At 65.7% G+C, this 16,911-nt stretch carries 17 protein-coding genes; 6 read left to right on the top strand and 11 right to left on the bottom strand.

Annotation, left to right across the window (positions count from 1 at the left end; all coding sequences use genetic code 11):
• Positions 1–64 precede the first annotated feature (64 nt).
• From EU805_RS01090 to EU805_RS01100, 3 genes are all read right to left on the bottom strand, one after another.
• Positions 65–1,171 (bottom strand): sugar-transfer associated ATP-grasp domain-containing protein, encoded by a 1,107-nt coding sequence (locus tag EU805_RS01090; RefSeq protein WP_129762098.1) that lies wholly within the window; start codon positions 1,169–1,171, stop codon positions 65–67.
• 193 nt (positions 1,172–1,364) lie between these two features.
• A complete protein-coding gene (locus EU805_RS01095) occupies positions 1,365–1,754 on the bottom strand; it encodes a four-helix bundle copper-binding protein (protein ID WP_129762099.1) in 390 nt (129 codons plus the stop codon).
• A gap of 100 nt (positions 1,755–1,854) precedes the next feature.
• Positions 1,855–3,162, bottom strand: coding sequence for a DEAD/DEAH box helicase (locus tag EU805_RS01100; protein WP_129762100.1), 1,308 nt, complete (start codon positions 3,160–3,162; stop codon positions 1,855–1,857).
• Between the two features lie 334 nt (positions 3,163–3,496).
• Here EU805_RS01100 and EU805_RS01105 point away from each other — a divergent pair, with 334 nt between their 5' ends.
• Positions 3,497–4,306: a division plane positioning ATPase MipZ gene (locus EU805_RS01105; RefSeq protein WP_129762101.1), complete on the top strand. Its 810-nt coding sequence runs from the start codon at positions 3,497–3,499 to the stop codon at positions 4,304–4,306.
• On the opposite strand, the gene EU805_RS01110 is transcribed toward EU805_RS01105, so the two are convergent.
• Both EU805_RS01110 and EU805_RS01115 read right to left on the bottom strand, forming a co-directional pair.
• The gene (locus EU805_RS01110) at positions 4,303–5,115 is read right to left on the bottom strand and encodes an alpha/beta hydrolase fold domain-containing protein (protein ID WP_129762102.1); all 813 of its coding nucleotides are present in this window, start codon (positions 5,113–5,115) and stop codon (positions 4,303–4,305) included. The two genes, EU805_RS01105 and EU805_RS01110, sit on opposite strands and share 4 nt — an antisense overlap.
• Entirely contained in the window at positions 5,115–5,897 is a 783-nt protein-coding gene (locus tag EU805_RS01115) for an SDR family NAD(P)-dependent oxidoreductase (protein ID WP_129762103.1), read from the bottom strand. Before EU805_RS01115 ends, EU805_RS01110 begins: the two co-directional genes overlap by 1 nt.
• Before the next feature lie 136 nt (positions 5,898–6,033).
• Between EU805_RS01115 and EU805_RS01120 the strand changes: the two genes are divergently transcribed.
• On the top strand, positions 6,034–7,569 hold the full coding sequence (locus EU805_RS01120; RefSeq protein ID WP_129762104.1) for an alpha-amylase family glycosyl hydrolase: 1,536 nt from the start codon (positions 6,034–6,036) through the stop codon (positions 7,567–7,569).
• Here EU805_RS01120 and EU805_RS01125 read toward each other — a convergent pair.
• The 6 genes from EU805_RS01125 to EU805_RS01150 form a co-directional block, all read right to left on the bottom strand.
• A complete protein-coding gene (locus EU805_RS01125) occupies positions 7,505–8,536 on the bottom strand; it encodes an SDR family oxidoreductase (protein WP_129762105.1) in 1,032 nt (343 codons plus the stop codon). The two genes, EU805_RS01120 and EU805_RS01125, sit on opposite strands and share 65 nt — an antisense overlap.
• 68 nt (positions 8,537–8,604) lie before the next feature.
• Positions 8,605–9,870, bottom strand: a complete 1,266-nt coding sequence (locus EU805_RS01130; RefSeq protein WP_129762106.1) for an ABC transporter permease — start codon at positions 9,868–9,870, stop codon at positions 8,605–8,607.
• Positions 9,867–10,673, bottom strand: a complete 807-nt coding sequence (locus EU805_RS01135) for a taurine ABC transporter ATP-binding protein (RefSeq protein WP_129762107.1) — start codon at positions 10,671–10,673, stop codon at positions 9,867–9,869. The genes EU805_RS01130 and EU805_RS01135 overlap by 4 nt, the downstream gene beginning before the upstream one ends.
• Positions 10,674–10,748: 75 nt before the next feature.
• The gene (locus tag EU805_RS01140; RefSeq protein ID WP_129762108.1) at positions 10,749–11,747 is read right to left on the bottom strand and encodes an ABC transporter substrate-binding protein; all 999 of its coding nucleotides are present in this window, start codon (positions 11,745–11,747) and stop codon (positions 10,749–10,751) included.
• A gap of 332 nt (positions 11,748–12,079) precedes the next feature.
• Complete coding sequence (locus tag EU805_RS01145) at positions 12,080–12,808, bottom strand: hypothetical protein (protein ID WP_242494017.1); 729 nt, start codon at positions 12,806–12,808, stop codon at positions 12,080–12,082.
• The gene (locus EU805_RS01150; protein ID WP_129762109.1) at positions 12,756–13,037 is read right to left on the bottom strand and encodes a hypothetical protein; all 282 of its coding nucleotides are present in this window, start codon (positions 13,035–13,037) and stop codon (positions 12,756–12,758) included. The genes EU805_RS01145 and EU805_RS01150 overlap by 53 nt, the downstream gene beginning before the upstream one ends.
• Positions 13,038–13,202: 165 nt before the next feature.
• Here EU805_RS01150 and EU805_RS01155 point away from each other — a divergent pair, with 165 nt between their 5' ends.
• The 4 genes from EU805_RS01155 (at position 13,203) to EU805_RS01170 (ending at position 16,881) form a co-directional block, all read left to right on the top strand.
• Positions 13,203–13,817, top strand: coding sequence for a hypothetical protein (locus EU805_RS01155; protein ID WP_129762110.1), 615 nt, complete (start codon positions 13,203–13,205; stop codon positions 13,815–13,817).
• Positions 13,818–13,856: 39 nt separating this feature from the next.
• Complete coding sequence (locus EU805_RS01160; RefSeq protein WP_129762111.1) at positions 13,857–14,489, top strand: ribonuclease HII; 633 nt, start codon at positions 13,857–13,859, stop codon at positions 14,487–14,489.
• Between the two features lie 98 nt (positions 14,490–14,587).
• Positions 14,588–15,700, top strand: a complete 1,113-nt coding sequence (locus tag EU805_RS01165; protein ID WP_129762112.1) for a site-specific DNA-methyltransferase — start codon at positions 14,588–14,590, stop codon at positions 15,698–15,700.
• A gap of 152 nt (positions 15,701–15,852) precedes the next feature.
• Positions 15,853–16,881 (top strand): NADP-dependent oxidoreductase, encoded by a 1,029-nt coding sequence (locus tag EU805_RS01170; protein ID WP_129762113.1) that lies wholly within the window; start codon positions 15,853–15,855, stop codon positions 16,879–16,881.
• Positions 16,882–16,911: the final 30 nt, after the last annotated feature.

The raw sequence follows: 16,911 nt of genomic DNA on the forward strand, positions 1-16,911 counted from the left end.
GACGAACGCCGCCCTTCGGGGCGGCGTTTTTGCATCTGGGGCGTTCGATCGGGATGGGGGGCGATCAGGCCCGCGACCAGGGAAAGCGGCGTTTGCGCTTGACTGGTGCAAAATCGACCCCGCAACTTTCGAAGAATGACCGGACCTCGGCAGTCAACAATCCGCGGCCACTGGCATATTGTGGCAAATCGAACCCGCCGCCGTAGTTCAGTTCGACCACGACCGGGCCTTCATCGGTGATGGCGATGTCGGTCGACTGATACCGGATCGGGCCGAAGAGCCGGGCGGCCCGTTCGTTCATTTCTCGCAACTCGGACCAGAACGGCAGTTCCATTCCCATCAGTCCGGTCGTTTCGGGGTGGTCCTGCAGGAACTGCGTTTCGATCCCGCGCAGCGCCACGGTGCGGATGCGCCCCGTCTCGACATCGATGTCGCAGGCCAGGTTGCCAGGCCGCCAGAACGCGTCGGAGATGTTATCCCCCTGTGGAAGCTTGATCACCGCTGCCGGACAATGCACCGCATCATCCCCCACGAGGTTGACCATCCGAACGGTCCCCAAGGCCGAGGCGAAGGGTTGCAGCGCCGCGTGGTTGTCCAGGACACGCTGGACGACATAGGCGTTGTCGGCGACGAAGTCGCGCAGGAAATCTTCGTAATCCATCGGAGGATGGCCCGCGCAAAGCACTTTCCCCGCCCCACCGCTTTCGATGCGGAAAGCCCCAAAACTGACCATTCCGCCAACGATCTTGCAAAAGAGCGGCTTGTCCGCATGACTGTTCAGAAGTTCAGACAGATCGTCGGTCGTTGAGACCTTGGTGACTCCCGGATAGGTCCGCCCGGACCGGTCCAGAACTGCAACGGTTTCGGGTGTACGAACGCCCCCGGCACTCAGGATCGTCGCAGCGACGATCTTGTCTTCGGCCGTGCCGACCCAGGTACGGTCGTTACAGGTATGCGTGATCGGCCAGTGCTGCTCGTTCGAGATGAAGGCCGACCGCTCGGCCTCGTCGTAGCGGTCCGCATGGTGCAGGCCGAGACGCACAAATTCGCTCATCGTCAGGCGCCCGACCGACTTTGATAGCCGCATGAAGTCCCGTTGGACTTGGATCGGCGATCGCCCTGATGACTTCGCAGCGTGAACAAGTAATTCCTTCGCGGAAAGATCGCGCAAGGAAAGGTAATCCGAATAATCCGTATCCTTTAGTCCCACAAAAGCCTGCCTGAATTTTCATTGATTACGTTACGGCAACAATTCGAACGCAACGGCGTGGCAGAATTAGGGCGGGACCGCGTTTTTGGTCGAACTCAAGAAAAATGGTGCAGCCCGGCCGGACCGCACCCTTCTGTCTTCGTCAAACGAAAGCTTACAGCGTCTCGAGCGCCGCCTTGCAGTCGCGGGCCGTCTCGCGGCACATCTTGGCGCAGCGCTTGCAGTGGGCGTCGTCGTGGCTTTCGCACATCTCGGCACAGGCTTCGCAGGACTGGATGCACAGCTCCAGCGTGGCCTTGATGATGGCGACATTCTCGCCGGTGCGGCGGGTGGCGACGCGGTAGGTGGCCGTGCAGATGTCCGAGCAATCCATGCACAACCGGATGCACTGGCTGCGGTCTTCGTCCTTCTCGGCCGAGCAGGCGTCCGCGCAGGAGTTGCAGATCGCGGCGCAATACATGGCGTAGCGCACGGCCTGGGTCAGCGGCTCGTTGTCGTGGCCGGCGACGTCGGGGTGTTCGGCGATCATTTCCTTGATGGACATGGGGTCTCTCCTGTTGGCGGTTCGGGGATCAACCCGCCCCGCACCAACCGGGTTCCAGCCCAAGAAAAAAGGCGCGCCCCGAAGGACGCGCCCCGATCCGTTACGCGGCAGAGGACCGCCCGCCGCCGCTCCGCCTGCGGCGCTGACCGCCGCCGGGCTTGGCGTTGGTGTGCCCGGGCTTGTTGTTCGCCTTGGGCTTGCCACCGCCGCCGCCACGGGGACCGCCGCGTCCGCGGTTGCCGCCACCGCCGTTGGGCCGCTTCTTCTGACCCGGCTGGACCTCCCAGCGGGTGCCGGTGGCGGTGGGGATCGTGTCCTTCATCGCCTTCTCGATATCCTGCAGCTCGATCATCTCGTCCGGGGCCACCAGCGCCACGGCGCGGCCATCGGCGCCAGCACGGGCGGTCCGGCCGATGCGATGAACGTAGTTCTCGGCCACGTTGGGAAGGTCGTAGTTGTAGACGAAGGCCACGTCGGGGATATCCAGCCCACGGGCCGCCACGTCCGTCGCCACCAACACGCGCACCTTGCCTTGCTTGAAGGCTTCCAGCGCGCGGTCCCGCTGACCCTGGCTCTTGTTGCCGTGGATCGAGGCGGCGGCGAAGCCCTTCTTTTCCAGCTGCTTGTAGATCTTCTCGCAGCCGTGCTTGGTGCGACCGAAGACGATCGCCAGCTCGTCGCGGTGATCGTCCAGAAGCTCGACCAGCAGGTCGAACTTGGCGGCCTGTGCGACGTAATGCACCGACTGGTCGATCTTCTTCACCGCCTGACCCGGGGGGTTCACCTGCACCCGGATCGGGTTGTTGAGGTAGGTGTCCGCAAGCTCGCTCATCAGCTTGGGCATGGTCGCGCTGAACATCATCGTCTGGCGGTCGGCGGCCAGCAACGGGGCGATCTGGCGCAGCGCGTGGATGAAGCCCATGTCGAGCATCTGGTCCGCCTCGTCGAGCACCAGATACACCGTCTCGTCCAGCCGCACCGCGCGGCGGTCCAGCAGGTCGATCAGGCGACCGGGTGTGGCGACCAGCAGGTCGACGCCGTTCTGCAAACGCTTGGTCTGCCCCACGATGCCAGCCCCGCCGACGACGAGGGCGACCTTCAGATGGCTGCCCTTGGTATAGGCGGTCAGGTTGTCCGCGATCTGCTTGGCGAGCTCCCGCGTCGGCGCCAGGATCAGACCGCGCACGGTCTTGGGCGCAGGCTTGGATCCAGCCTTCATCAGCGCGTCGATCATCGGCAGACCGAAGGCGGCGGTCTTGCCCGTGCCGGTCTGGGCCAGACCCATCACGTCGCGGCCCTGCATCGCGTGCGGGATCGCCTGCTTCTGGATCGGGGTGGGATCGGTGATCCCCTGTTCTTTTAAAATAGTCACAAGTCGGGGCGCGAGGCCCAGCATGTCGAAATCCATCGGTATCTTTCCGGGGCGCATGCCCCACGGCGGCGCGAGAACGCGCGGCGCAAAAAGGTTGCGCCCCGTCAGATGTCCACGCCGAATTGCCCGGACGCCGATCGCGGCGCTGGACCCCCCTGCGTGAGAGTTGGGAATCTGTGAAAACGGGGATCTCGCGGGGCACATTCGCCCGGCCCTGCTCACGCGGCAGGATCGTCCGTCTTGCATCCCACATGGGCCGTGCGGGCGGCACTGTCAACCGCAGAGAAAAACCCGGCCCCGGGTCCGCTTGCGCTTTGCAGCGCCGCGGCCACAAGATAAGGTGCCCCAAACAAGCGAAAGGGGCAGTCGCGTGGCGCATATCATCGTCGTGGGCAACGAAAAGGGCGGCGCGGGCAAATCGACCGTGGCCATGCATGTCGCCACGGCGCTGGCCCGGATGGGCCACCGGATCGGCTGCCTCGACCTGGATCTGCGGCAGAAATCGCTGGGCCGCTACATGCTCAACCGTCGCAGTTACCTGCAATCCGAAGGGCTGGATCTGCCCTCCCCCAGCTACGCCGACCTGCCGGAGATCGACCAGGCCAGTCTCGGCCCGGAGGAGAACATCCATGACCACCGCCTGTCCCAGGCCGTCGCCATGCTGGAGCCCGACAGCGATTTCATCCTGATCGATTGCCCCGGAAGCCATACCCGGCTCAGCCAGGTGGCGCACAGTCTGGCGGATACCTTGCTGACCCCGCTCAACGACAGCTTCGTCGACTTCGACCTGCTCGCCCATGTCGACACCGCCGGAGAGACGATCACCGGCCCGTCCGTCTATTCCGAGATGGTCTGGAACGCCCGCCAGCTGCGCGCGCAGGCGGGCCTCAGCCCGATCGACTGGATCGTGGCGCGCAACCGCGTCGGTGCGCAGCAGATGACCAACAAGGACAAGATGGAGCGGGTAATCGAAAAGCTCGCCCGTCGGATCGGGTTCCGCGTTGCCCCCGGCTTCAACGAGCGGGTGATCTTCCGAGAGCTCTTTCCCCGCGGCCTGACCCTGCTCGATCTGCGCGACATCGGGGTCAAGAGCCTGAACATCTCGAACATTTCCGCCCGGCAGGAACTGCGTGAACTCGTGAAGGCCCTCAACCTGCCGGGCGTGACCGCGGACTTCTAGTTTCGCAGGAACTCCGCCAGCCGGACCAGCAGCGCGCGGGCTTCCGTCAAGGGACCGGGCCAGAGGTGCCACATGTGGAACATGTCGGCTGTGGTGTGCAACTCGACCTTGCAACCGCAGAGCGCGGCCCGGCGGGCGAGCAGCAAGCCGTCGTCCAGCAGCACCTCGGACAGGCTGACCGAGATGAAAAGATGCTCGGCCCCGCTGAAATCCCCGCCGAGCAGCGACACTTCCGGACCGACCAGGGCATCTGCACCGAAGGTCATCTCCGCCAGCGCGTGATCCTGGGCATCGTCGTTCATCAGGTCACTGTCCGAATGCGCGGCGCGCGTCTCGCTCAGGCCCGTGTGGTCGGTGTTGGGCGACAGGACCGCCAGCCGCCGCATCGCGACGCCCTCCTGCACCAGTGCAAGCGCAAGATGCCCGCCGGCGCTGTCGCCGATGACAGCCGGCGCGTTCAGCGCGTCGATCACACCGCGGGCCGCGGCCTTGATCTCGGCGAAGCTGGCCTCCGGCGCCAGCGGCAGGTCCGGGACGTAGACCCGGGCGTTCATCTTCTCGGCAAGGTAGGTCACCGCGGCGGCGTGGGTGTCCGATCCGCCGAAGACGTAACCGCCACCGTGCAGCCAGACCGCCGCGTCACGGCCTTCGCCGAACCAGCGGCCCGGACAGCCGCCCAGGGTTTCCTGCTTCGGCATCGCGGGCAGATCCGGCCAGAGCGCCAGGCGCCGAAAGGCCTCCCGCATCTCTGCGGGTGACCCTTCGACCGGCGTGCGCGCGATGTGACGTTCGAGCGCCAGCCGCGGCATCAGACGTTGATGGAGCCCACGGCCCCGCCGTCCACGCGGTAGTTCGCGCCCGTGACGAAACTGGCCAGTTCCGAGCAAAGGAAGGCGATGACCGGGGCCACCTCCTCGGGCTTGCCGCGGCGATCCAGCACGAGGTAGGGGCGGTCTTCCTCGAGGAAGCTCTCGATCGCCTCGTCGAAGCTGACGTCGAGTTCCTTGGCACGCTTTTCCATCATGCCGTCGGTCATCGGCGTCTCGATGAAGGCGGGGGCCACGCAGTTGACCAGCAGCCCCTTGCCCGAATGCTGCATCGCGACCGACTTGGCAAAGCTCAGCAGCGCGGACTTGGCGGAGTTGTAGACCGTCTCGTCCGGGTAGGGCTGCGCCACGTTTTCCGAGGTGATGAAGACCACGCGACCCCAGCCGCGGTCGATCATCGGCGGGCAGAGGTGACGCGCCAGACGCACGCCGGACAGAAAGTCGATGTTGAGCGCGTGATCCCAGGCCTCCTCGGACATGTTCAGCGGATCGCCTTTCTCGCCGGTCACGCCGGCGGCGTGCACGACGATGTCGAATTCGGTTCCGACCTCCTTCACGAAGGCTTCGACCCCGTCCTTCGAGGACAGATCGCCCGCGACGCCGCGAATACCGTGTTCCTGGGCGACCTTTTCGACCTTTTCCTTGTCCAGATCGGTGGCCGTGATCTCGACGCCCGCGTCCTTCAGCAACTTGATCGTTTCGACACCGATACCGCCGGTGCCGCCCGTGACGAGCGCCTTGCGCCCCTTGATACCCAGATCCATCGTGATCTCCTGTTCATGGTTCGCGGCCTAACCGCCGGCAACGCCGCCGGTTCCAGAGACGATTTGTCCCACTGACGGGAACCGGCCGCGATGCGACCTAGCTTCGACGGCATAAAACCAAAACAAGGACAGCCCCGTGACGAAAACGAAGGCCCGCGCACCCGCGATCTACCAGATCTACCCCCGCTCGTTTCAGGACACGACCGGCAGCGGGATCGGGGATCTGCCGGGGATCACCTCCCGGCTGGACTACATCGCGGGGCTGGGCGTGGACGCGATCTGGCTGTCGCCGATCTACGTCTCGCCGATGATGGACGGCGGCTACGACATCATCGACCACACCGCCATCGACGACCGCTACGGGACGATGGAGGACTTCGACGCCATGGTGGCCCGCGCGCACGACCTGGGGCTGAAGGTCTACATGGACCAGGTGCTGAACCACACCTCGGACGAGTGTCCGTGGTTCCTGGAAGCCATTGCGGGCGACGAGGAGAAGGCCGATTACTACCTCTGGCGCGACCCCAAGCCCGACGGGACGGAGCCGAACAACTGGTTCGCGCAGTTCGGCACCCGCGCCTGGACCTACAACCACAAGCGTCGGCAGTATTACTACCACCAATTCACCAAGCACCAACCCGCGCTGAACCTGCGCAATCCGACAGTGCAGGACCACATCAGGACCCAGATCGAAGGCTGGCTCGACCACGGCGTCGACGGCTTCCGCTTCGACGTGGTGACGGCCTTCTTGTGGGACGAAAGCCTGAAGGACAATCCGGTGGCCTCCCAGGAGGTGCACGAGAAGGTCGCGGGCGAGACCTTCAACCCCTATACCTTCCAGGACCACACCTACGACATGCTTCCCGGCGACGGGGCGAGCTATGCGGCGAACCTGCGCAAATGGGCCGGTGAGCGCGCCTACCTGTTCGGAGAGAACACCTCCGGCAACAATTCCATCGAGCTCTGCATGGATTTCTCGCAGGAGGGACGTCTGGATTCGACCTATTCCACCGACATGCCCGAAGGACGGGGATCGCCCGCGACCTTCGGTGACATCCTGTCACGCGGTGCGGATTTCCAGAAGCTGCCGGGCTGGTTGTCGAGCCACGACCAGCCGCGGCACGGGCGCGGCGACGCCTCGGACGCGGTGCTGGCCTTGCAGATGGCGTTCCTGCCGGGCCCCTGGATCATCTACCAGGGCGAGGAAATGGGCCTTACCCAGCCCGACCTTGCCCATCACGAGGTGACGGACCCGCTCGACCTGCTCTGGTGGCCGGACGGGCCGGGGCGCGAAGGGGCGCGCGTGCCGATCCCGTGGGACGCCGACGGCGAATGGTACGGGTTTACCGACGGGTGCCCCTGGCTGCCGATGCGCTGGGACCGTGACGTCCTGCGCCGGGCGCAGGGAAAAGGTGGCATGGTCGATTTCTACCGCCGGATCATCGGCCTGCGGCGGGACCATGGCTGGGCCACGGCGAAAATAGAGGATTCCTCGACCCAGAACGACATCTTCGATCTGACCGTCGTGACCGAAGACGGCACCCGCTACCGTGGCGTCTTCTGCCACGGCAGCGGTGTCAGCGCGGACACGCCCGAAGCGCCGGCGCTTATTTGTTCAGACGGCGTTGCTCCCAGTGCGGAAGGCTGGTGGGGCGGCGTCTGGAAGCTGTGACCGCCGCAGAGGCGGCCAAAGCACCGATCCCGAAGGCCGCGGCCACGATGCCGCCCAGCAGGACCTTGCGCGCGCGGTCGCTGTCCACGGTCATCGCGGTTTCCGAGATTTCGCCGTCGAACGCGCCCGTCGCGGAACTTGGGTGGTCGACCGGGGCGAAGAGGTTGTCCTCTTCCGGTCGCGCCCAGGCCGGCACGTCGGACTTCTGCATCTCGATCCCGTTGCGGGAGAGCCTGCGGTCGATGTAGCCGGGCAGCGCCATGTCGCCGAACATCAGCTTCAGGACCGACTTTCCGACCAGCACTTCGCGCAGGTTGCCGTCGATCGCCTTCAAGACGGCCTCCGCCGCGACCTGGGGGTGATAGACGGGCGGGGCGGGCTGCGGCGCCATGTCCAGACGGTTGCGCGCCCAGCCGAACTGCGGCGTGTTCATCGCCGGAAGCTGGACGAGCGACAGGTGCAGGTCGGGCCGCGTCTGCATGATCTCCGACCGGACGGAGCCGACGAAACCGTTGATCGCGTGCTTGGAGGCGACATAGGCGCTCTGCCCCGGCACCGGACGATAGGCCAGGCCCGATCCGATATGCACGATGTTGCCGGACCCCATCAGCCGCAACGCCTCGCGCGTACCGTTGACCTGGCCGAGGAAGGTGGTGCGCACGATTTTCTCGAATTCCTCGACGGTCATCTGCTCGAACCGCGAGAAGGCGGTGATCATGGCGCAGTTGACCCAGACCCGCGGCGCGCCGGTGGGGCACAGGGTGTTGATCGCCTCCCGCAGAGCATCCGCATCACCCACATCGGCGGCGGCGGTGCGGATGCGCCCCTTGAGGTAGTCCGATTTCAACTGATCCAGCCGGTCCTGCCCGCGGGCCACGACACCCACGGTCATGCCGCGCGCCACGAGGGCATCCACGATGGCCCGGCCCACGCCGGCGGTGCCACCCAGTACGATTGCGTCCGTCATATCAAGTCTCTCCGTGCCCGGTGCGGGCTTCGGAGGCTCAATTCAGCACGCGGCCTTCGGGTTCCCGCCTAGGCCTTGCCCTTCCAGGGCACCATCAACCGCTCGGCCCAGCGCATCAGCATGTCGATGCCGAAGCCGATGATGCCGATCAGCACGATCCCCAGGATCACGATGTCGGTGTTCTGGAACTTCGAGGCGACCATGATCATCATCCCCGCGCCCTTTTCCGCGGCGACCAGTTCGGCCGCGACGACCGTGCCCCAGCAGACGCCCATCGCGACCCGGGCCGCGGTGAAGATCTCGGGCAGGGAGTTCGGGATGATCACGTGCCGAAGGACCTGCCACTTGCTCGCCCCCAATGAGTAGGCCGCGTGCACCTTGCTGATCGCCACGCCCGACACGCCGGAGCGCGCGCCGATGGCCATGATCCAGAGCGCGGCCAGGAACAGCAGGATGATCTTGCCGACCTCGCCGATGCCCGCCCAGATGATGACCAGCGGAATCAGGGCCAGCGGCGGCACGGGGCGCATGAACTCGACGATCGGGTCGAACCAGCCGCGGAACCAGTTCGACAGGCCCATGGCATAGCCCAGCGGGATGCCCACGATCGCACCGCAGATGAAACCGGTGACGACCCGGAACAGCGACCACCCCAGATGCCCGAACAGCGAGGTGCCCCGGAACCCTTCCGTCGCCACGTCGATGGTCCGGGTCACGACCTCCTCCGGTGCGGGCAGGTAGAGCGATTCCATCTGCCAGCCCGCGCTCGGCGTGAAGTTCGGCGTCCCCTTGTCGGAGATCGTCACGCGCCCCCCCGTGACCTGCACGGTGCTGCCCGGCTCCACCGGTTCGCCGTCGATGGCGATCACGCGCGATCCCTCGTCGCGCGAGATCTCGTCGTTGCTGTCGAAGGAAATCAGCGTGTTGCGGTAGACCGCGACAGTGTCGCTCATGTTCTTTGCAAAGCCCTCGCCCGGCGCGATGTCCGGCACGTCGGGGTTCTCCGAGCGCGGATGGACGAGGATCTGCACGGTGGCGTCATCGGTCTGGCCGTTCGCTTCCGCCGTGTAGGTGAAGGAGGCAAGGCCCGTGAACGGACCCGGCGCGTGCAGGAACCCCGGCAACAGGGCCGAGCCGGTGAAGGCCCCCCAGAGCAGGAAGATCGTCAGGACAGAGATCACGCCCGCCGCCCGGTTGGGCCGCACGGCGCTTTCGTCCCCGAAGGTCACGGTCTTGAGCGCGTTGATGTCCCGGGCCGCGCGGATCCCCACGACGCGGGTCACGATGAAGAAGGCGGCGACGAAGATGCCGACATAGATCGCCAGGATGATCATTCGTCGGGCCCCGCGGTGCCCATGATTTCCTCTTCCATGTCCCAGATCATGTTCAGGATCTCCTCGCGGCGCTGGGCGAACTCGGGGTGTTTCTTGACCTCGCGCAGGTCGGCGTTCACGCCCATCTCGGCAAAGGGCAGGTCGTATTCGGTATGGATGCGTCCCGGTCGCGGCGCCATGACGATCAGCCGCTCGCCCAGAAGCAGCGCCTCCTCGACCGAGTGGGTGATCAGGATGATCGTCTTGCCGGTCTCCTTCCACAGCTTCAGCACGAGGCTTTGCATCTTCTCGCGGGTCAGCGCGTCGAGCGCGCCCAGGGGTTCGTCCATCAAGATCACGTCGGGCTCGTTGGCCAGGCACCGGGCGAGCGCCACGCGCTGCTGCATGCCGCCGGACAACTCGTAGACCATCTTCTCCTTGAAGTCCTGCAGGCCCACCACGTCCAGCAGGTGATCCACCTCCGAGCGGTAGTCGGAGGCCTTGCGCCCCGCCATGCGCGGGCCGAAGCTGACGTTGTCGCGCACGCTCATCCACTCGAAGAGCGCGCCTTGCTGGAACACCATCCCGCGTTCCGCGTCCGGCCCGGTGATCCGGTGACCGTTCAGCTCCATCCGGCCGTCGGTGGGCGACAGGAATCCGGCGACGATGTTCAGCAAGGTCGTCTTGCCGCAGCCCGAGGGCCCGAGCACGCTCAACAGTTCGCCCGCTTTCAGATCAAGGCTCACGTCCTTGAGCGCCTGCACGTGACCGCCGTCCGGCAGGTCGAAGCGCATCGACAGATTCTCGATTTGAAGTCCCGACATGCGTCGCCCTGTCCCTTGCTCGACGGCGCACCGTCATTGGATAGGCCCGGGGATGCCCCCGGGCCTATCGTTCGCCTACATCTCTGCTGCGGCTTCCAGCGGACCGAGGTTCACGGTGCCTTCGTAGCTTTCGAGCGCGCTATCGATGGAGCCTGATTCGACGAAGACGTCGGCCACGCCTTTCATGAAGGTGGCGGCATTGCCACCCAGCCAGTCGTCGGACAGTTGCGTCTCGATATCCGGGAACGAGAAGGTCTCCAGCGAGGCCCGCGTCGCTTCGATGTCCATGCCAGATTCCATGGCGATGGTCTCCAGCATCTCGTCGCTCTGGGTCTCGGCCCATTCGGCGTTCGCGTCGGCCGTCACCTTGAGGAACTGGGCCACGATGTCGCCGTTCTCTGCCACGAAGGACGCGGGCGCCGAGGTCACGTCGAAGACCAGGATCCCCAGCTCTTCCTTTTCGGCGCCGGTCAGCAGCACGTTGCCGTATTCCTTCATGCGGGCAAGCGCGCCGCCCCAGCCGCAGGCCATGCCCACGTCACCCTGACTCAGCGCCGCGGCGCCTTCCGCCGGGGCCATGTCGACCACCGTCAGGCTGGAGAGGTCCACGCCGAAGTGATCCATCTGGCGCAGGAAGCCGTAGTGCGCCGCGGTTCCCAGCGGTACGGCGACGGTCTGGCCCGCCAGCTCGTCCGCGCTGTCCTTGTCGATCTCGAGGTTGGATTGCACGACGCAGTTGTCGTTGTCCGAGTAGCTGACCGCCACGTCGACGATCTGCAGATCCTGCCCGCCGGAGGCCGCGACCACGAAGGGCGGCACGCCCTGGCTGACCGACATCTGCACGTCGCCGGAGGCCATCGCCGCGGACATCGCGGTGCCGGTGTCGAAGGACACCCAGTTCACCGTCATACCCATCGCCTCCTCGTAGGCGCCGTCCGCTTTTGCGGCAAGGAACGGCATCGGCCATTCCAGGAAGTAGCCGACGGTGATCTCGCCGCTTTGTGCCACGGCCGCCTGGCCGGTCATCGCCATCACCGCGCCCGCGATGAAGCTGCAGGTCGTTTTCTTGAACATTGGACTCTCCCGGTTGGACGCCGAAGCCGCGCATCGCGGTCCCGGCCAGATTTGCAGACCTCCATTCTGTGACGCGGGGCCCGTGAAGGTTTCTGCACGCGGAGACGCTATTAGCGGCCCCGAGGTAGGGTCAACGGCTTTCTAGACCCCACCGGGATGCGAGGCGGAGCGGAAAGATCAAGTTTCCGGCAGAACTCGACCCGAATCCCGGGATCGGTGAATAATTCAGCGCTCGGCGCAATGGGCCGCCCGGCCGGTGCCACCGGTCACCACCCATCGGTCGCTTCTTGAACTCCTGACGCCTTGGCTATCCCGTTTTCGGGGCCCGGCCGTCAGACCATGCGGATCACATCCTTGTCGATCGCCAGCATGTAGCCCCTGCGCGCGATGTTCTTCACCAAAAGCTCGCTGATCATCTGGTTGCCCAGCGTGTCGCGTAGCCGCTTGATCCGCGTGGCCCCCGCCGCCTCTTCGCAATCCGACGGGTCGCGGCCCGAGATCACGCCCTCGATCTCGGCGCCCGAGAGCACCTCGTCGTCCATGCGCGCTTCGGCCAGGACCGAGAGGGTTTCGATCGCCGCCGCCGTCAGCTTGAACTCGAAGTTGTTGAGATAGACCGCCCCCTGATCGCGGCTGATCAGAAGCGAGTTCACCTCGATCCCCTTGCGCTCGATCCGGCCCATGCGGCGGGTAAGGAAGATCAGCATCACCAGGAATGCGATGGCCGCCACCAGAAGCGCCGTCGAGAAGACCAGCAGCACGAAGATCACGAAGCGATAGGACGAGAGCGTGTCGGAAAAGGCCGTTCCGGACTGGGCGATGATTTCCAGCAGCTTGATCTCGGCGTTGCCGGTCAAGGTGTCGTTCTCGATGAACAGCTGCTCGACCCGCGCGTTGAAGGCGTTGGCATCGGGCAGGTTCAGGAACAGCAACACGGCGGCACCCGCCAGAATCGCGACGATGGCGACGATGCCGCCGATCACGATTCGATTGCCGATCTCGCGCCCCTCAGAAGCGGAGGAAAAACTCACCGGCACTTTCCTTTCTGCTGTCCAGCCCATTCTCGTCGAAGGTGCCAAGGACCGTCAGAAGCGTCCATCCTCCTGCGTTCAGCCGCCCCGGCAGGACTTGCCGGGCGTTGCTGACGGTGCAGGGTCCGTCGATCTCGACCACACCGTAGTGCAGCCGCAGGGGACCGTCCTGCTTGGCCTTGTAATCGGCATAGCAGGCCGCCTGCGCGGCGGTGCCGGACAGCAGGACGAACAGGGTAAGAAGCGCGGAAAGTTTCATGCCGTCCATACAGCCCGGGGCCAGTCTGCTATGCAATATCGCGGGATGCTATCGGCTGACGCAGCCCGTGACCAGAGCGGTTATTGTGTGACTGAACGGCGCCGGGCGAGCCTTGTTCCACGATGTCGTCCCGCGACGGGGCGGCCCTTGCTCAAGGAGTCCCCGATGACACGTTTCCTGACCACCTGTACCCTTGTCCTGGCACTAACCCTGCCTGCCCCCGTCACCGCCGAAAGCTTCGACCAGGAGGATGTCGGCAAGGCGCTTTTCGCCGCCCTCGCCGCTGTCGTCGTCAGCAAGTTGATATCGGAGGCGCGGGACGACGAAGACCGCGACGACCGCGATGCTGCACGCGAGCCTGCCCGCGTGGCGCAGGCGCCCGGCCGGGGCGTTCACGAGCCGCCCGTCGTTCAGCGCGACCGCGGCGGTCTTCCCGAAGCGCGACGCGACCGCGGTGGTCTGCCCGAGGGTCGGACCGGTGAAGGGAACCGCCTGGCGTCCCCGCCGCGCGAGATCGGGTCCGGCACGCGCCTGGGGGCGACGCGCGATCGGGGCCGTAACGTGCCCGGCATAGGCTCCGTCTGGTCCGGCCATCCACTGCCCGCCGCGTGCCGGGTCGCGGGCGGCGTCTTCGGCGCGGCCTGCCTGATAGAGCGCATGCCCCTCGGCGCGCCCCTGCCGCAGACCTGCCGCGCGCGGCAACTGGTCGACGACAAGGTGCGGGACACCTACGACGCGGCCTGCCTGCGCGAGGCGGGCTACCGCACCCCCCGGCGCTGAGGCTTGCGCCCCGGCGGCGGGGCCGTCACATCTGTGGCCATGACCAGACCGATCCCCGACGACACGCTGGAACGGGCGACCCGTGCGAAAGGTTTTGCGCGGGTCGCAGGCGTGGACGAGGTCGGGCGCGGCCCCCTCGCCGGGCCCGTTTGCGCCGCGGCGGTGATCCTCGACCCCGCGAACATCCCGCCGGGCCTGGCCGATTCCAAGACCCTGTCGCGCAAGCGGCGCGAGGCGCTGGCCGAACTCATCCCGCAGGTCGCGACGGTCGGCTACGGAATCGCCTCGGTCGAGGAGATCGACCACCACAACATCCTGCGCGCCAGTCACATCGCGATGGTCCGCGCGCTCGAGGATCTTGCGCCCGGTCCCGACTTCGCCCTGGTCGACGGCAACATGATGCCCCGGGGCCTGCCCTGCCCGGCCATGGCGCTCGTGAAGGGCGACAGCCGGTCGGTTTCCATCGCTGCGGCCTCGATTGTGGCGAAAGTGTGGCGCGACGAATTGATGGTGGGTTTGGCGCAACAGCACCCCGAGTACGGATGGGGGAAAAACGCCGGCTACCCGACACCCGAACACAAAGCGGCACTGAAATGCCACGGTGTCACCCTACATCACCGGCGATCCTTCGCACCGATCCACAACATCTTGTGGCAAGAAAAAAACGGGTAAAGCCGGTCAACTTTAATCGTTGCGGTTCGAACCGCCCGAAGGCCATCTTTGTCTCAATTCACGAGCCGGAAAAAATCTGGCCGGGACAGAGGCAGAGCATGACAATAAAAACAAAGGGCCAAAGGGCCCTCACGCTACCGCTCAACCAAATTCTGGACGGCGATTGCATCCAACGGATGAATGCGCTGCCGGCAGAGAGCGTCGATTTGATCTTCGCGGATCCGCCCTACAACCTGCAACTGCGGGGCGAGTTGCATCGCCCCGACAACAGCCGCGTCGATGCCGTCGACAACGATTGGGACCAGTTCGACAGCTTCGCGCGCTACGACCGCTTCACCCGTGACTGGCTGAAGGCGGCGCGTCGTCTGCTGAAGCCCAACGGCGCGATCTGGGTGATAGGCAGCTACCACAACGTCTACCGCATGGGCGCCGAGTTGCAGAACCAGGGGTTCTGGATCCTCAACGACGTGGTCTGGCGCAAGTCAAATCCGATGCCCAACTTCCGCGGCAAACGCCTGACCAACGCCCATGAGACGCTGATCTGGGCCTCCAAGTCCGAGGGCGCGAAATACACCTTCAATTACGAGGCCCTGAAGGCGCTCAACGAAGGCACGCAGATGCGTTCGGACTGGGTGCTGCCCATCTGCACCGGCCACGAGCGGCTGAAGGACGGCGAGGGCAACAAGGCCCATCCGACGCAAAAGCCCGAGAGCCTGTTGCACCGCGTCCTGCTGGGGACCACCAATCCCGGCGACGTCGTCCTTGATCCGTTCTTCGGGACCGGCACGACCGGGGCCGTGGCCAAGATGCTGGGCCGGGACTTCATCGGGATCGAGCGCGAGGCCAGCTACCGCGCCCACGCCGAGAAGCGGCTCGCCCGCGTCCGCAAGTTCGACCGCGAAGCGCTTGAGGTCACCCAGTCCAAGCGCGCCGAACCGCGCGTCGCCTTCGGGGTCCTCGTCGAGCGGGGCATGCTGCGCCCGGGCGAGGAGCTGTGGTCGCTCAACGGGCGCCACAAGGTCAAGGTCCGCGCCGACGGCACGCTGATCGGGGACGACATCAAGGGGTCGATCCACCAGGTCGGCGCCCACCTCGAAGGGGCACCCAGCTGCAACGGCTGGACCTATTGGCAGTTCCGCCGCGACGGGCAGCGCGTGCCCATCGACATTCTGCGCCAGCAGATCCGCGCCGAGATGGCCGCCAGCGCCTAGAGGACACACACCAGTTACCGCCGGTGCCTGCACCGAGATCCCCCTGCGGGGGCGGTCTCGCAGGCACTAACTTGCCCCGGCTCTTGCTTCACGCAAGGTCGGGGTTTTTTTTGTGTGGGCTTCGGCTAGGTCGACGGGAAAGGAGATATCCCATGACCGAAGCCACCCGTATCGTGCTCGCCAGCCGCCCCGACGGCCAGCCCACCACCGACAACTTCCGACAGGAGACGGTCGACCTTCCCAGCCCCTCCGAGGGGGAGTTGCTCGTCCGCGTGATCTGGCTGTCGCTCGATCCCTACATGCGCGGTCGCATGGACGATGCGAAATCCTACGCCAAGCCCGTGGAGGTCGACGAGACGATGGAAGGCGGCGCCGTGGCCGAAGTCATGGAAAGCCGTCACCCCGACTTCAAGAAAGGCCAGATCGTCACGGGCCAGTTCGGCTGGTGCTCTCACGCGATCTCGGACGGGGAGGGGGTGCGGGTGATCGATCCCGACACCGCCCCGATCTCGACCGCGCTCGGCGTGCTGGGGATGCCCGGCATCACCGGCTGGGTCGGCCTGAACGACATCGGGCGCGCGCGCGATGGCGAGACGATCGTCGTCTCTGCCGCGACGGGTGCCGTGGGCGGTGTCGTGGGCCAGCTGGCCAAGGCCAAGAACATGCGCGTGATCGGCGTGGCGGGCGGGCCTGAAAAATGCGACTTCGCCGTGAAGGAGCTGGGCTACGACGTCTGCCTCGACCACCACGCCCATGACGCCAAGAGCCTGTCGGAGGCGATCAAGAAGGCCGCCCCCGACGGCGTCGACGTCTATTTTGAAAGCGTCGGCGGCAAGACGCTGGAGGCGGTCCTGAGCCGGATGAACGTCGGCGGCCGCATCGCGGTCTGCGGGATGATCGCCTGGTATTCGGGCGAAGGGGTGAAGGACGCGCAGCCCCTGCCCGCCGTCTGGCGCAACATCCTGACCCGGCGGCTGTTGGTGGAGGGGTTCATCATCTTCGATCATTTCCACAAGTTCCCGGACTTCATCGAGAACGTGGCCCCGATGGTTGGCGACGGCCGGGTGAAGTTCAAGGAAGACGTGGCCGAGGGTCTGGAGAACGCGCCACGGGCCTTCCTGGACATGCTGGACGGCGGCAACTTCGGCAAGCAGCTGGTGCGCGTCGGCGACGATCCGTGATCGCCTGCGCCGCCCCTTCCCCGCGGGGCA

The organism is Salipiger sp. IMCC34102 (genome assembly GCF_004145405.1).
GTDB lineage: Bacteria > Pseudomonadota > Alphaproteobacteria > Rhodobacterales > Rhodobacteraceae > Loktanella.

Excerpts from the sequence above, each read along its gene's own strand:
- EU805_RS01170 (WP_129762113.1), top strand. The coding sequence starts at position 15,853 with ATGACCGAAGCCACCCGTATCGTGCTCGCCAGCCGCCCCGACGGCCAG.
- EU805_RS01150 (WP_129762109.1), bottom strand. The coding sequence starts at position 13,037 with ATGAAACTTTCCGCGCTTCTTACCCTGTTCGTCCTGCTGTCCGGCACC.
- EU805_RS01165 (WP_129762112.1), top strand. The coding sequence starts at position 14,588 with ATGACAATAAAAACAAAGGGCCAAAGGGCCCTCACGCTACCGCTCAAC.
- EU805_RS01155 (WP_129762110.1), top strand. The coding sequence starts at position 13,203 with ATGACACGTTTCCTGACCACCTGTACCCTTGTCCTGGCACTAACCCTG.
- EU805_RS01140 (WP_129762108.1), bottom strand. The coding sequence starts at position 11,747 with ATGTTCAAGAAAACGACCTGCAGCTTCATCGCGGGCGCGGTGATGGCG.
- EU805_RS01115 (WP_129762103.1), bottom strand. The coding sequence starts at position 5,897 with ATGGATCTGGGTATCAAGGGGCGCAAGGCGCTCGTCACGGGCGGCACC.
- EU805_RS01135 (WP_129762107.1), bottom strand. The coding sequence starts at position 10,673 with ATGTCGGGACTTCAAATCGAGAATCTGTCGATGCGCTTCGACCTGCCG.
- EU805_RS01145 (WP_242494017.1), bottom strand. The coding sequence starts at position 12,808 with ATGGGCTGGACAGCAGAAAGGAAAGTGCCGGTGAGTTTTTCCTCCGCT.
- EU805_RS01095 (WP_129762099.1), bottom strand. The coding sequence starts at position 1,754 with ATGTCCATCAAGGAAATGATCGCCGAACACCCCGACGTCGCCGGCCAC.
- EU805_RS01160 (WP_129762111.1), top strand. The coding sequence starts at position 13,857 with ATGACCAGACCGATCCCCGACGACACGCTGGAACGGGCGACCCGTGCG.
- EU805_RS01125 (WP_129762105.1), bottom strand. The coding sequence starts at position 8,536 with ATGACGGACGCAATCGTACTGGGTGGCACCGCCGGCGTGGGCCGGGCC.
- EU805_RS01100 (WP_129762100.1), bottom strand. The coding sequence starts at position 3,162 with ATGGATTTCGACATGCTGGGCCTCGCGCCCCGACTTGTGACTATTTTA.
- EU805_RS01130 (WP_129762106.1), bottom strand. The coding sequence starts at position 9,870 with ATGATCATCCTGGCGATCTATGTCGGCATCTTCGTCGCCGCCTTCTTC.
- EU805_RS01110 (WP_129762102.1), bottom strand. The coding sequence starts at position 5,115 with ATGCCGCGGCTGGCGCTCGAACGTCACATCGCGCGCACGCCGGTCGAA.